Annotated in this window: 13 protein-coding genes; 9 read left to right on the top strand and 4 right to left on the bottom strand. The window is 50.1% G+C overall.

The genetic code is table 11. From position 1 onward, the window contains the following. Positions 1-383: 383 nt before the first annotated feature. The gene (locus JFN88_RS09265) at positions 384-1058 is read right to left on the bottom strand and encodes a GntR family transcriptional regulator (protein WP_199019051.1); all 675 of its coding nucleotides are present in this window, start codon (positions 1056-1058) and stop codon (positions 384-386) included. Positions 1059-1296: 238 nt separating this feature from the next. Between JFN88_RS09265 and JFN88_RS09260 the strand changes: the two genes are divergently transcribed. From JFN88_RS09260 to JFN88_RS09220, 9 genes are all read left to right on the top strand, one after another. Beyond that, entirely contained in the window at positions 1297-2637 is a 1341-nt protein-coding gene (locus tag JFN88_RS09260) for an ABC transporter substrate-binding protein (protein WP_199019050.1), read from the top strand. Between the two features lie 71 nt (positions 2638-2708). Further along, entirely contained in the window at positions 2709-3611 is a 903-nt protein-coding gene (locus tag JFN88_RS09255; RefSeq protein WP_199019049.1) for a carbohydrate ABC transporter permease, read from the top strand. Positions 3612-3613: 2 nt separating this feature from the next. Beyond that, complete coding sequence (locus JFN88_RS09250) at positions 3614-4447, top strand: carbohydrate ABC transporter permease (protein WP_199019048.1); 834 nt, start codon at positions 3614-3616, stop codon at positions 4445-4447. 45 nt (positions 4448-4492) lie between these two features. Next, on the top strand, positions 4493-5611 hold the full coding sequence (locus tag JFN88_RS09245; RefSeq protein WP_199019047.1) for a mandelate racemase/muconate lactonizing enzyme family protein: 1119 nt from the start codon (positions 4493-4495) through the stop codon (positions 5609-5611). 27 nt (positions 5612-5638) lie between these two features. Then, a complete protein-coding gene (locus tag JFN88_RS09240; RefSeq protein WP_199019046.1) occupies positions 5639-6427 on the top strand; it encodes an SDR family NAD(P)-dependent oxidoreductase in 789 nt (262 codons plus the stop codon). 14 nt (positions 6428-6441) lie between these two features. Continuing rightward, complete coding sequence (locus JFN88_RS09235) at positions 6442-7479, top strand: zinc-dependent alcohol dehydrogenase (RefSeq protein WP_199019045.1); 1038 nt, start codon at positions 6442-6444, stop codon at positions 7477-7479. Then, complete coding sequence (locus tag JFN88_RS09230) at positions 7476-7805, top strand: cupin domain-containing protein (RefSeq protein ID WP_199019044.1); 330 nt, start codon at positions 7476-7478, stop codon at positions 7803-7805. Before JFN88_RS09235 ends, JFN88_RS09230 begins: the two co-directional genes overlap by 4 nt. An 18-nt stretch (positions 7806-7823) precedes the next feature. Further along, positions 7824-8819 carry a DUF5107 domain-containing protein gene (locus JFN88_RS09225; protein ID WP_199019043.1) on the top strand — a complete coding sequence of 332 codons (996 nt, stop codon included), beginning with the start codon at positions 7824-7826 and terminating at the stop codon, positions 8817-8819. 132 nt (positions 8820-8951) lie between these two features. Next, positions 8952-11012 carry an alpha-galactosidase gene (locus JFN88_RS09220; protein WP_199019042.1) on the top strand — a complete coding sequence of 687 codons (2061 nt, stop codon included), beginning with the start codon at positions 8952-8954 and terminating at the stop codon, positions 11010-11012. 436 nt (positions 11013-11448) lie between these two features. Here the strand turns inward: JFN88_RS09220 and JFN88_RS09215 are convergent, their stop codons facing one another. From JFN88_RS09215 to JFN88_RS09205, 3 genes are read right to left on the bottom strand one after another with little or no spacing between them, the layout of a single operon-like run. After that, on the bottom strand, positions 11449-12963 hold the full coding sequence (locus tag JFN88_RS09215) for an extracellular solute-binding protein (RefSeq protein ID WP_199019041.1): 1515 nt from the start codon (positions 12961-12963) through the stop codon (positions 11449-11451). Positions 12964-13010: 47 nt separating this feature from the next. Next, positions 13011-13874: a carbohydrate ABC transporter permease gene (locus JFN88_RS09210; protein WP_199019040.1), complete on the bottom strand. Its 864-nt coding sequence runs from the start codon at positions 13872-13874 to the stop codon at positions 13011-13013. 20 nt (positions 13875-13894) lie between these two features. After that, positions 13895-14821, bottom strand: coding sequence for an ABC transporter permease (locus tag JFN88_RS09205; RefSeq protein ID WP_199019039.1), 927 nt, complete (start codon positions 14819-14821; stop codon positions 13895-13897). Positions 14822-15223 lie beyond the last annotated feature (402 nt).

Here is a 15223-nt window from a genome sequence, read left to right as displayed (position 1 = left end):
GCCCCTTAAAACGGGCTCGGACTGCGATGAAAGTGACATTTTCATAGACAAATTAAGGTGACATTTTCTCAGATAATTGACAGAAAAATCGCAATGATAGCTCCAGAAGTATGCGGACAGCGTAATGATTGTGTGAGCTGGAAAATTGGATTGTCCATTTATTGTATGTTCAAAGGGCTGAAGTTTTGGCTAAAACGCAGGATGAGGAAGTAGGAAAATCATCGATTATCATTATAAGCTGCTTTCCAGAGGTGTTGGAATGGAGGTGCGATTTAAAAGGGGAATCCGGGGAACAAACCATTCCTGCAAAAATAAGCGCGCCCCGGGTTCTCGTTTGAATTGTCGATTTTAAATCATTCTGCGGATGAGGGCGCCGGGCGCATTTATCTAAGAGGACGATCGAAGCATAGTAGATTATCGTCACTGTCCAGATGTTTGGCAATGGCCCCCTGAATCTTCGGCAAGTCTTTGGAGCGTATCGCATCCAGCAGTTCCTGGTGATCTTTCTCGAAATGGTCCAACTGGTAGTAAGGCAGGTTTTTGGAAAAATGAAGCCGAATCTGATTGACGATGCTTTGCCAGGTCAACAGAACGGTACGCTCGTTCGCAAGCTCTAATATTGTTTGGTGGAACTGGATGTCCAGATCGACCAGCCGAAGGTTTTCCCCATTCAAGGCCGCTTCCCGCATCTCGTCCACGATCGCTTGCATAGCCGCGAAAAACTTCTGGTCCATCTCATGTAAATAACGCTGCACGACGAACCATTCGATATGATGCCGAATCGGAATAAGAATGTTGCGAACTTCCTCTGCGTCCAAATCCGCAACGACGGTTTCCTTGTAGGGATAGGAAATTAGAAGACCCTCCCGCTCCAACTGACGAATCGCTTCCCTAATCGGACCGCGGCTGACGCCCATCTGCTCTGCGACCTCCATCTCCTTGACCCGGGAGCCAGGAGCCAGATGGCCGTTTAGAATCGCTTCCCGCAAATCGTTAGTGACCTTCTCCCGAAGTGAGGTATTGGCTTGCTGCTTAAACATAAATGGATGCTGGCTCATAATAATCTCCTTATCTCTGTGGTACGACGTTGCCTGTCGACACTATACATTCATTATAATCCGAACTTCGAAAAAACACACGACAATGGTTTTTGTCGACAATATACTAGAATTTAGTCAAATAAATATTGTTGACAATATACATTTATCGGAGATAGAATGAGATCAGAAACATGTAAGCGCTTTAAAATAATTCAACCCTTTTCAGTCAAAACTATACTTCAAGGAGGGTTCTACATTGAAATCGAATCATTGGAAAAAAACGGCGAGTATATTAGCGGTTGTCGCATTGGTTGTCGGTTTATTGGCAGGTTGCAGCGGAAAGGGCGGCAATACTTCCTCTACGCCTTCGACGCCACCGAGCGGCTCGGCTCCTTCGGAGTCCGTCAAGCTGGTGTTCTGGAATAACGGATTGAAATCGACCGATGATACGGGGACGAAAAAGAAAGACGAGCTTGCCCTTTTCCGATACGTCAAAAAATTCGAGGAAGAAAACCCCGGCGTTACAATTGAAGTCGTGGACAAGCCCGCCGATAATATCGCAACGTTGTTGAAAGCGGCTTCTGTTTCCAAAGATGGCCCCGATCTGATCGGACTATGGGCCGGCGGCGCGACGAATGACTTCAAACATTTGCTCGTTCCGCTCGACCCGTACTTGACGAATGAAGAAAAAGCGCAATATAGCGGACTGGATATCGCAAAAACCGACTACAAGCCGGACGGTCAAGTCCAAGCGCTTCCTTACAACGTGACGACCTATCATATTTTCTACAATAAGGCGGCGTTCAAAAAGGCGGGTGTTGAATTGCCGACGAGCGTCAAAACATGGGACGAATTTATGAAGCTGTGCGAAAGATTGAAGCAAGGCGGCGTGACGCCGCTTTATGTCGGCGAGAAGGAAGGATACGTTTCCACTTGGGCGGTAAGCGAGCTTTTGCTCGATGAGATCGGTCCTGAAGGCATTCTAAAGCTGCGTACTGGCGAACAAAAATTTGATAGTCCGGAGTTCAAGAAAGCAATGGGAACATGGAAGCAAGTGTACGACAAAAAGTATACGAACAAGGATTTCGTAACGTTGGGCGCCTGGGACTCGATGCAGCAATTTGCCGACAGCGGCGCCGCGATGACGGTTAACGGAAGTTGGACGATTAATGATTTGACGACGCAACTTGGCGACGATCTGGGTACGATCCAGTTCCCGGCCATTTCCGCCGATGCGCCTTACGCCGATTATTTGGTCTCGCAACCCGGCTCCAATATTTCCGTTACGAAGTTTAGCAAGTATCCCGACATTGCTGCCAAATTCGCCAAGTTTATTACGAGCGGCCAGTTCCAAATCGATTATTACAAGGATACGGGAGATATTCCTTCCAATACTTCTGCTGACTTGTCCCAAATTACCAATCCGATAACGAAGCAGGCGCTGGAATGGATTAAAACTAGCAAAACGGGTCTTGGCTTCGACGCCCTGATCTCGGCCGATGCTGCCGGAGAGTTTTACAAATTGGCTTCTGCTGTCGTCTATAGCAAAACTACGGTAGATGAAATGGCCAAGAGCATTGATGCGAAAATCAAGTAAATGCCAAGCGACGGAGGGCGACGAGCAGCCTCGTCCACTCATCGTTTTGGTCAGGGAAAGCGGGGATGACCATGCGAAAAAATGAGGCGGCCGTTCGGAGGCCGGCGGAAGCCCGTTGGGGTTATGTGTTCATAGCCCCTATCCTGCTGTTCCTTCTTATATTTCTAGTTTTTCCGATTGTCCAGGTTGCATACTACAGCCTAACCTCGTGGGATGGCAGAGGAGCGGCTTCTTGGGTGGGGCTCCAAAACTATGTGGAGCTTTTCCGTTCGAAGGAATTTTGGACCGTACTGAAAAACAACCTTTATTTTCTCCTTGTCGGCGTTCCGGTCTGGACGATCTTTCCGCTTTTGATCGCGGTGCTATTGCACGAGGAAGTGAAGGGGTGGAAGTTTTTTAAATCCGCGTTCTTTTTCCCTTCAGTGCTTTCTACCGCTGTGGTCGGCGTGCTGTTTACTGCGTTCCTGAATTACAACGGACCATTCAACGAAATATTGAGGAGCGTCGGACTGGATGCGCTCGCGCTCGATTGGCTCGCGCAAGGAACAACCTCGATTCCGGCCATTATTTTGATTATCAACTGGGCGGGGTTCGGCTCGGCCGTGCTGATTTATTTAGCTGGACTTTCCTCCGTTCCGAACGACGTACAGGAATCGGCCGTTCTGGACGGGGCGGGATGGTTTCGCCGATTGTTTTACATTACAATTCCGATGATCAAGAGCGTTATTCAGCTTAATATTTTGCTTAATATCATTTACGCTTTTACGTCCTTGTTCAGCTACATTTTCGTTATGACCAGCGGAGGTCCCGGGTACGAAAGCACCGTGATCGAATACTTGCTGTACCGCAAAGCTTTTCAATCGAACGAGGTCGGATCGGCATCGGCGCTGGCGATTATCATGTTCGCGATTGTATTCGTCATTAGCCGGCTGCAGGCCCGCTTATTCGCGGCTTCCGGCAACGAGGAGGAATAAAGATGACGGCGCTAAGATCGGCCCGCTGGGCTCAATGGCTTATTTTTCTGCTGATGGCGCTGCTTGCCTGCTCCACGCTATTTCCGATTCTCTATATGATACTCACTTCCTTGAAGAGCAGGACGGAATATCTAAGCAACATGTTCGGGCTTCCGCATACGCTGTTTACCCGCAATTTCGGGATGATCTTCGACAGGTTCAACATTCCGCTTCTAGGCATGAACTCTCTGATCGTGGCAGTCAGCGCGGTAGCTTTGTCGCTGCTCATTACGACGATGGCCGGGTACGGCTTCGCAAAGTTCGACTTCAGGGGCAGCAAGCTGCTGTTCGTGCTCGTGGTGGCGTGCATGATGGTGCCGGGGCAAGTGCTGATTATTCCCGTATATCGGCTTATGGCCGATTTCGGTCTGATCAACAACTACCTCTCCGTTATTTTGTTCTATACGACGACATCAATTCCGTTTGCCGCTTTCCTGTTGACGGCCAGCACGAGGGCGATTCCGAAGGATTTGATGGAAGCGGCCAAAATCGATGGCGCAGGCGTTTTGGGCATCTATTGGCGCGTCGTCCTGCCGATGGTTATGCCGGCTGTCGTTACGTTGGCGATTTTAAACTTTCTCGGATTTTGGAATGAGCTGCTGTATGCGATGCTGTTTCTTCAGGATTCGTCAAAGCAGACGATGACGGTGGCGGTAGCGACTCTGAGCGGGGGGGTGCGTAAAAATTACCCTATGCTGATGTCCGGGCTGCTCCTCAACAGCGTGCCGGTCATCGTCATTTTCCTGCTGTTTCAAAACCAGATTCAAAAAGGCATCACGATGGGAGCCGTCAAATAACAGAGACCCGAAGCTTCTCCATTCGGGCAATGGAGGAAACGCGACATGAAAATTACCGAGGTTGAAGCGATCTACCTGAGAATACCCGATCTGGACGCCGCCAAATGCGACGGCACGCAAGATACTCTTATTATCCGCATTCATACCGATGAGGGAATTACGGGCATTGGCGAAGTGGACTCTGTTCCCCTTGTCGCGAAAGCCGCCATCGACGCCCCGGCGTCGCACTCGATCGCAACCGGGCTCAGAAGCTTGCTCATTGGAGAGAATCCGCTGGAAACGGACCGGCTTTGGGATAAAATGTATCGGGGAACGATCTATTTCGGCCGCGGAGGACCGGCACTCCATGCGATTAGCGGCATCGACATGGCTTTATGGGACATCAAGGGCAAGCACGCCGCCCGTCCTGTATCCGAAATGCTGGGCGGAACGTATCACCAGAGGCTGAAAGCGTATGCCAGCTCGCTTATGCCGGAAACAGTGGACGAAGCGGCGATTCTTGCCGAGCGTTACGCTTCTCAGGGGTACAAGGCGATGAAGTTCGGCTGGGGGCCGATCGGCCGCGACGCCCGATTCGACGAAGCACAAATTCGCGCGATTCGTGAAGCTATAGGCGCTGACATCGACATTATGATAGACGGAGGGCTGGCTTGGGATTTGAAAGGCGCTCTCAAAATGGCCGAAATCTACGAGAAGTACGGCGTGTATTGGCTGGAGGAGCCGCTTCATCCTCAGGATATCGCCGGATACCGGGAGCTTTCCGACCGGACGAGCCTCTATATTGCCGGAGGGGAGCAAGAGAGCGGCTGCTCCGCATTCCGGACGCTGCTTGACGAAGGCCATCTGGACATCATTCAGCCGGACCTTGGCCGCTGCGGGGGATTAACGGAAGGGAAGCGAATCGCCCACCTTGCCTATGAAAGGCATAAGAAAGTCGTGCCGCACGCCTTTAAGACAGGCGTTCTGGTGGCGGCCAGCACTCATTTTACGGCATCCTTGCCTAACGGCTTCTTGATCGAGCATACAGTTTCTACCTCTCCTTTGGCGCGTGATCTGGTGGACGAGAAAATCGAGTTCCTGGACGGCTTCGTTTACGTGCCTGATCGTCCGGGCCTTGGTATTACGATCAACGAAAGCGTGCTGGAGAACTATCGGGTAAAATGATTCCGGACACTATGGAGGCGGAGAACGATGAACGAAATGCGAAGATTCGAAGGGAAGACGGCGCTTGTCACCGGTGGGGCGACCGGTGTCGGATACGCCGTGGCGGAACGGTTCGCGTGCGAGGGTGCAGGGCAGGTCGTCATCGTCGGCAGACGTCCCGATGTGGGTGGAAGCGCCGCCAGGACGCTGCGCGCCCAAGGCTTGAACGTTGATTTTATCCCATGCGACATTTCCGACGAGAGCGCGGTTAGCGAGCTGTTTCGAACGATACGAAGTCAATACGGAAGGCTCGACATTCTGGTGAACAACGCCGCGGCGTTCGAGCCGCTCCCATTTCTCGGCGCAGAAAGAGCCAGATGGCGAAAAACGTTCGACATTATCGTGGACGGTGCCTGGCTCTGCACGCAGGAAGCCGCGAAGCTGATGGTCGATACCGGTACGAAAGGCGCCATCATCAACGTCTCGTCGATTAACGGAAATCGCGCGTTGGAGGATTCTTCAGCTTACAATGCAGCCAAAGGCGCCTTGGATCAGTTGACGAGAAATACCGCGCTGGAGCTGATGGACTACGGGATTCGGGTCAATTCCGTCGCCCTCGGCTTTATTGAGACCCCAATGTCGATTGTGGACGGCGTCCCCGAGCATGAGACGGATTGGTTCAAGGATATTTATGTCGGTCGGCGCAAAATTCCGCAGCGAAGACAGGGTCAGCGGGGTGAAGCGGCGGCGGCGATTGCCTTTCTTGCGTCGGAAGATGCTTCTTATATTTGTGGAGCGGTGCTGCCAGTAGACGGCGGACTGTCGATTACGTTTTGACGGAGGGAGTCGGGATGAAAGCGTTAATATACGAAGGCCCGATGAAGATGGCGGTCCGACAGACGGACAAACCGGTTCCGGGAGAAGACGATATTGTGATTCAAGTTGCATACTCGGGAATATGCGGGTCGGAACTGAGCGGTTTTCTCGGCGAAAATTCGTTGCGCCAGCCGCCGCTTATATTCGGCCACGAGTTCTCGGGCACGATCGCGGCAATGGGAGAACGCGCATTGACTGCCGGATGGTCGCTTGGCGACCGGGTAACCGCAAATCCACTCGTCACATGTGGACGGTGCACGTATTGTCTGGCCGGCAGTCAGCAGCTTTGCACGGGCCGCAAGCTGTTGTCCGCCGCATTGCCAGGCTCTAACGCGGAATACGTCGCCGTTCCGGCGGCTTTCGTTCACAAAATTTCCGACAGCCTTTCCTTGCGGGAAGCGGCTTTCGTCGAGCCTGCGGCCTGTGCCGTCCGGGCAGCGGAGCTGGCGGAGCCCAAGCCGACGGATACGGTCGTCGTCATCGGGATGGGACCGATCGGCATGCTGATTATGCAAGCGCTTCGGCAATATGGCGTCAGAGCAATCATTGCGGTCGACCGGAACCGGGATCGGCTAGCGATCGCCTCCAGGCTCGGCGCGGCGAACACGTTCTGCCCGGATGATGGCGATACGGTGGAATTGTTGCGGAAGCTTGCGGACGGCCGCGGTGTAGACATCGCCATAGATGCCGTGGGCGCGGAAGCGACCCGCCGCCAATGCGTGCAAGCCTGCGCCCCGGGCGGCCGCGTTGTGTTCACCGGCTTGCACGAGGAAGAAAGCTCGCTGCATATCAATGCGATTATCCGCAGCGAAATTCGCCTGACTGGCGCATTCGCCTATTCCGAAGCGAATTTCCGCACAGCGCTGCGCTGGCTGGAGGAAGGACGGATCGGGTTGTCCGAAGGTATTATCGAGGCGCCGCTGGAGGAAGGGGAGGCCTGGTTTGACCTGTTGATCAGACGACCGGGCAGCATCTCTAAAGTTTTGTTGAAGCCGGGAGGGGACGAAGCATGACCCAATTTGGAGAGTGGCATTCTGCTGGCGAGGGCATTACGAGGAAGATATTCAATCCGGCCGACAGCATGATGAGCATGATGATTTCCTTTAAGGCCGGTTCTTTAGGCACGGCGCATTCCCATCCGCACGAACAGATAACTTTCGTTTTTAGCGGCCGCTTGACGCTATCGCTTGACGAGGCTGTACATGAGATCGGTCCCGGGGAACAGATCGTCGTCCCCGGCAATGTCGTTCATTCAGTTGTGGCCCTTGAAGATTCAATCGTGCTGGAAGTGTTCACTCCGCTTCGCGAAGATTTGCTTAAGACGATAGCCGACTACTGAACGAAAGGAGACCGATCAATGACGGTTAGGGTGGACACGGATTGGAATTACCGCGGCATTGGGACGATTATTCTGGAAAATGATCTTCTAAAAGTCGTGATCATGCCCGCCTTGGGGGCGAAAATATGGCAGCTGACCTACAAGCCAAAAGGCAAGGACCTGCTGTGGAACAATCCCCGGCTGAAGCCGAAGGAGCTGCCGTTTCATGCGGTGTACGACGATCAATTTTTCGGAGGCTGGGACGAGTTGTTCCCGAACGACAGTCCCGAACTGATCGAAGGCGAAGCGTTCCCGGACCATGGCGAGTTGTGGACGCTTCCATGGCAGTATGCGCTTGAGAAGGTCGGGCCGGATGAAGTCATGGTCAGGTTGTGGACGGATACGCCAATCAGCGTCTGCCGGGTAGAGAAAACCGTTACGCTGCGGGCAGGGGAGGCGAAACTGCGGTTTCGCCACCGAATCGCGAATGAAAGCAGCCGCAGCCTGCCTTTTCTATGGAAGCTGCATGCGGCGTTGGCGGTGGATGAGCATTCCCGTATCGATCTTCCGGCGCGCACCGTCTATGTCGAAGAGTTCGGCTCCCCTCGCGCCGGCTTTACCGGGCGAACATATGAATGGCCGTACGCGCTGGACGAAACGGGAAAACAATGGGATATGCGTCAAGTGCTTCCCGCATCCTCCGGCGCAAGCGAATTTCAGTACGCCATCGATACTTCGGCGGGCTGGTGCGCGCTTACCCACACGAAGGAGCGGATCGGCTTCGCGCTCGCCTACGACGCGAACGTGCTGCCGCACTGCTGGATATTCGCCTCGTACGGCGGGTGGCGCTCGCTGAATACCGTCGTGCTGGAGCCATGCACGGGGTATCCGTTCAGCGTGAACGAAGGAATGAAGCGGGGAACGCATATGGTGCTGCCCCCTGGCGACTCTCTGGAATGTACGATCGTCGCGTCCGTCTACGAAAATTTGGATTCGGTGGACTTTGTCGATTCGGACGGCAATGTGACAGGATAAGAGGAACGGGACAATGAAATTGCTTCATTTCAGAAGATCAGACCTATTTGCGTCCTGGCGATATCGTTCCCGTGGAAATTGAGAAGCTAGGGTCGTTGACAAACATCATGCTGGGAGAGGAGCGCTAAGGATATGAATCAGACGCTAGATTTATCGAACGGCAACATTCGGTACGTTATGGACTTGTCCCGAGGGGCAGCGCTGCGCTCCTTCGGCCTTCCCGGAGGGCCGGAATGGGTGGCGGCAGATCGCTCGGGATTAGATTTCGCTGTGTACGCGGAAGGCTCGAGGATCGACGGGCAATCCGAGGGACTCAGCTTATTGGGCGCGGAGCGGCATATTGACGGATCGGGAGCCGAAGAGGCAACCCTTCGTTTTCTCCACCTGCCGACCGGCCTGGAAATCGAGAGCCATATTGTTCTATATGAGGAAGGCGCAGTGGCAAAGAAATGGATAGCCATTCGCAATGTCGGGAGCCAGCCGATCAAGATCGATCGAGTGGACTCCTTTCACCTCGTTCTTCCCCATGAAGAATGGACCGTTCATTCTTTTGAAAGCGACTGGGGCGCGGAATTTTCACCCGTTGCCGAGCCGTTGACCGATTCCATCGTGCTGGAAACGAAGCAAGGCCGTTCCTCCAAACATCGCCACCCGTGGATGACGTTGAAGCGGGGTGAGGGCGAAGGCCTCTTGACCGTCTGCCCTATGTGGTCGGGCAACTGGATTTTGCGTTGCGAGCGGGAGGAAGATTTCTATGCGCTGTCCGGGGGACTCCACGATTGGATGTTCTTCAAGACGCTTGCTCCCGGAGAGTCGATGGAGAGTGTTCATGTTGCGCTTGCCCTCGGTTCCGGGAACGATCTGAATAGCGTATCGGTTTCCCTCGCGCGAGTGGGGAAGAACTATTGGTATCCCCGCAACGAGCTGTCCCGCTCGCTGCCGGTGGAATGGAATCATTGGTGGAGCTATGAAGATAAGACGATAGACGAGCAGTCATTCCTTGCCAACGTCGAAGCGGCGGCCTCCGCCGGCATTGAGGTTTGCACCCTGGATGCCGGTTGGTTCGGCCCCTCTGACGGCACGACGGAATGGTATGATTATCGCGGGGATTGGGATCGGGTCAACGATTCCCGGTTCCCGGGAGGCATACGAAAGCTGTCGGATGTTGTTCGCGGCAAAGGAATGAAATTCGGCCTATGGTGCGAGATTGAAGCGGTCGGGAAGCTGGCAGCCCTTGCGAACGATCACCCCGACTATATTGCCAAGAGGGACGGGGAATCGCTCGGCTACTTGTGCTTCGGCAACCCCGAAGTGCAGGAATGGGCGTTCCAGACGCTGGACAAGCTAATCGCGGATTACCATTGCGATTGGGTCAAGCTGGATTTCAACCTCGATCCGGGAGCCGGATGTAATTGTGAACATCACGGACATGGAGCGGGAGACGGGCTGTACGAGCATTATATCGGCTATTATGCCGTGCTTGACCGCATTCGCGGCAAGCATCCTCATGTGCTGCTTGAAAACTGCGCTTCCGGCGGCTTGCGAATCGATCTGGGCATTCTTCAGCATACCCATACGACGTTTCTGAGCGATCCCGACTGGCCGGAGCACAGTCTGCAAGTTTTCTGGGGGGCGACGACGTTCCTCGCTCCGGAAAATAGTCTTCACTGGAGCTATTCCGACTGGCTGGGCAACCATCCGCACCAGAAGTTCAACCCGGGCGATCCGGCTTTGTCGCTGCGCCAATTCGATTATTACACCCGGATTGCTATGCTTCACGGATTCGGATTGTCTCAGAAGCTTCCAGATTTGCCCGGACACATTCGCGAAAGGCTGGTCCTCCATATTGACCTGTATCGTTCGGTCGTCAGACGCTTCGTTCGCGAGGGAGATATGTACCGGTTGACGGGGCAGCCGCAGCGGGAAGGAAAAGGAGAGCGGTGGGCAGCATTCCAGTACGCGATGCCGGAAGGCGATGAGCATCTGCTGTTTGTGTTTCGCCTGGACCGTTCTGAGGCTTCGCGAACGATCCTACTCCAAGGGTTGAACCCTGGGGATCGCTACGAATTGCAATGGCTTTCCGAGGATAGGCATTGGACCGGCCAGGGAGCATATCTGGCCAAGAAGGGCCTGTTAATCGGGAACTTGCTCGAAGAGGATTCCGCTTTGATCTTTATCAGGAAAATCGTATGACACGCTCGCATAAAGAACCCCTTTTGACATAAACAACAAGGACAGTCGGATTCATCGGAGCGATGACCGCGCTGTCCTTTTCTTTTCAAAGACGAGCATCGCTTCTGATGGGAGTTAAGATATGGTAAAATAAATTGCAAAAGCGTGTTGAGATGCTGGCTGAGATCGTACATAACCGCACGCCGCGCTTTTGGTCTGATGATCGGAGCACGGATGTCACAGAAAATATGGCGTATAGCGGCGAGTCGCTTGGTGACGATGGGGGAGAAGATTATTTCCTAAATTGTATAAATTTGTAATTTAATAAAAATATTTATTATAACTAATCCTACCCGCAGATCCTCATGAAAACGCCCGCAGGACCGTTTCACGGAATCCTGCGGGCGTTGTTGTACTTATGAAGCGGGATAGAGTTCCTACCGCTGGTCAATTCATTTTACTTTTGTTCAGCCAAGAAGGCGTCAAGTTGCTTTTGATATTCGGCAAGTACTTTATCCATACCTGCGGCATCCAGCCTGCTCAGGAATTGATCCTTCACTGTTGCGAAATCAACTTGTCCGTTCATAAGCGGTCCGTTATGGGAATACTCTGCAACGATAGCAGACAGCTTGGCCAGTTCTCCTTTTACAGGTTCAGTGTCCAGGACAAAGCCAATAAGTGGAGTTTTGATTGCGTTTTGATCATAATTTTTGATGAAATCCAGCTGATCTTGCGTCAGGTATTTGCTGAATTTGTTATATCTCAAATCAGTCCATGCCCAGCTTATCGGGAAATATTGCTTGTCGGCAGGAATTCCATCGTAAGTGACACTGTCTCCGTCAACTTTATAGTTCACATCCTGAACGCCAAGGGTGAACAAATCATAGTTTTCCTGACTGCTATGCAGCCAATTGACTAATGCAACCGCTTCGTTAGGGTGTTTGCTTGTAGCCAGAACTGCTAATAAATTATCTGCGCTGGTAAAGATATATCTCGGACCTTCAGGATCAAATTGTACGAATTCAAGCTCTGCTTCAGGGAAATTCGTTTTCAAAGCGTCAATGACCTCGGTAGGACGCAAGATATTGGAAGGCATTGCAGCCATTTTCCCTTGGGTGAAGCTTCCATTCACATCTTTGAACAGGTTAGGGTCTTTTGGCATGTAACCTTTTTTGTACCAGTCACGAGTAATATTGACGAAATCTTCATAGAACTGAGATTTGAACAAATTTTTCACTGTTAATGGTTGCTCGTTAACATCAACGTAGAACAAGCTGTTCATGTACTCCCCATTCAAAAAGTAGTTCGGTTGCAGCTCTCTAATCAGACCACTGGTTCCGCCTACAAGAGGGGTCATTTGAGGCTCATTTTGTTTGATCGCTTCCAGGTAGTTCTCGAAATCCTTGGAGTTTTTAATCTCCGGCAATCCGTATTTTTTGCGAAGATCCCCTCGAATGTGGAAAGAATCAGCTTGAGCAGAAGGAACCACTCTCGGAATGGCATAGATTTTGCCGTTTACTTGTGCGGATTTCCATACAAAGTCTGAAATATCCTTCTTCAGTTCTTGACCGTTTGTAGCTAAAATGTCATCAAGCGGCATCAAGATATTTTTGCTTACGCTTTGCGATATTCTGGAGACGTGAGTCCAGGTAAGATCATAACTTTCTCCGGCTGCGACAACCAGACTTTGCTTATTCCAGTATGAATCCCAAGGTACAAATGTATAATCCAGTTTGATATTCAGTCCATCCGCTTTCAGCTTTTCGGAGACTGCCGCATTTACAGCATCAAAATCACGGGGAGGATCGCCAGGAAATAATATTTTCAATCGGACTTCCTTGTCGCCGGAAGCGTCTGCGCCCCCCTTATTTCCCGAAGATGCCGGGTCGGAAGATCCGCAACCTGCCAGCATAGTAAAGGCTAAAATAACGGCTATCATAACACTGCTTTTGAATGGCTTCTTTTTCTTCATACGTAATCGCTCCTTGTTCGTAATTTATGGTAACCAAATAATATGGGTTAACCTTTCACTGAACCAATCATAATACCTTTAACAAAATATTTTTGTACATAAGGGTATACCAGAATAATGGGACCAATTGTAATGAGAAACATTGCAAACACAATGGTTTCAGATGGCAGCTGTACGGCCGACATATTGGTATGCTGACTCATGTAAGCGATCATGGAGTTGATCCGGTATAGTAAAAACTGAACGGTGAACAGCTTGCGGTCATCGATGAGCCACAGCGACGTCGTGAAATCATTCCAGTAACTAAGGGAAGCGAACAGGCCGACGGTTGCCAGAATTGGCTTGGATAATGGAAACATAATTTTAAAGAATGTATACCATGGCCCTGCTCCGTCGATTTCCGCAGATTCTCTAAGGGCTGGAGAGATTGACTTGTAATAGTTTCGTAGCAAAAAGACATTGAACGGATTAATAACCAGGGGCAAAATCAAGGCCCAAATGGTGTTTTTCAATTGCAAAACATTCGTTACTACAATGTACCAGGGAACGAGTCCGGCAGCAAAAACAATAGGGATAAAAATTACAAAAGCAATGACGTTCCGATATTTGACTTTTTGCACGGACATCATGTAACCAAGCAAGGATGAAAATAACAAGGAAATGATCGTTCCGAATACTGTCACGAAAATGGTTACTTTGTATGCATTAAATACCATACTGTCCTGAAAGACGAGCCTATAAGCATCTAAAGAGAACTTATCAGGAATGAACTTATATCCGTTCATAACAACCGAGCTTTCGGCGGAAAATGATACTATAATGGCCAAAGTAAAGGGTATCAGCGTTACAAGTGCAAAGACAGTGAATACGACATAAATGAAAAGGTCAAGCAAGCCAAATCTGGTTTTCAATGATACTCACCTCCGTGCGATTAAAATAATGAATAGTCCTTATCGTATCGTTTTACTAACCAGTTGCTTCCAAGAACAACGATGAAGCCAAGAATCGACTGATAGATGCCAATGGCCGTAATCATGCCGTATTCCTGTCCGCCAGTGGTTAAGGCGCGATAAATATAAGTTTCAATAACGTCAGTAGTCGAATACAGCAGACCGTTGTTTTCCACAATTGCATAGATGAGAGCAAAATCCCCGAAAAATATTCTGCCGATAGCCAGCAGCGTCAATGTAATGATCGTCGGGACCAGGTTGGGCAGCATAATGTAACGTATTTTTTGCATCCGGGAAGCGCCGTCGAGAGAAGCGGCCTCCATCATTTCTTCACTAATTGACGTAATGGCAGCGAGATAAATAATGACGGAATAACCGACGTTTTTCCATACTCCCGTAGATACAATAATTTTCACCCAATAATCGGGTACGGCATACCACTCTTTAGGCATTCCATTAAAAAATTGAATGAGACCGTTTGCAAGACCATTTTCATTACCGAAGATTAGCAAGATTAGCTTTCCTACAATAACGAAAGAGAAAAAATAAGGTAAAAACAAAATGCTTTGAAACCATTTTTTCATGGTGTTATTCTTGATTTCATTCAATAAAATCGCGAACACTACAGCAAGTATTGTACCCCACAAAATCTGGTTGACATTAATCCAGAAGGTGTTAAAGGTAATTCGAGCAATATCGTCATTGCTGAATATGAACTTGAAGTTGGTGAGTCCGTTCCATGAACTTCCGAAGATCCCTTGAACGGGGTTGAAATTTTTGAACGCGATCAGCATTCCGGGATAAGGCAAATAAGTAAAGGCGATCAAGATAAGCAGCCCTGGAAGCGCCATCAAATAGTAAGATCGATTTGTCCATAATTCTTTTGCAACATTGTTTTTTAATTTCATCTCTGCACCTCCTGTTGTTTGTGTAACCGCTTACCACATTATACGAGAGGCTTATCTTTAATCAAATAGTCAAATATTTAGTGAATGTTCTAATTTTCAGGCGCATCCTAAAAATTTAATGGCTCTTCGCTGGAAGCAGTGCTCTTCTTCTTAAACAATCCACACAGTTTCATAAGATCAATAACTTCTGAAATGTCAAACTTTATAAGGTCATCTTGAACTTTTTTAATTTCCTTGGATGTAAAAGTACTAGAATTTCCAATCTGAACATCTGTTTCATGGTAAATCGATTAATGCTTTTACCTTTTTTCAGTTGATCAGTAAATGGTCGGCTTCTCTCTAAATAAATGAGTCACTATTAAAATAGGTAAAAATTCCTATTTAATTATTTTAGTAAATATT

The sequence above is a fragment of the Paenibacillus roseus genome, from assembly GCF_016424485.1.
GTDB classification, from domain to species: Bacteria; Bacillota; Bacilli; order Paenibacillales; family Paenibacillaceae; genus Paenibacillus_D; species Paenibacillus_D roseus.
This window is presented reverse-complemented; position numbering and strand designations above follow the sequence as displayed.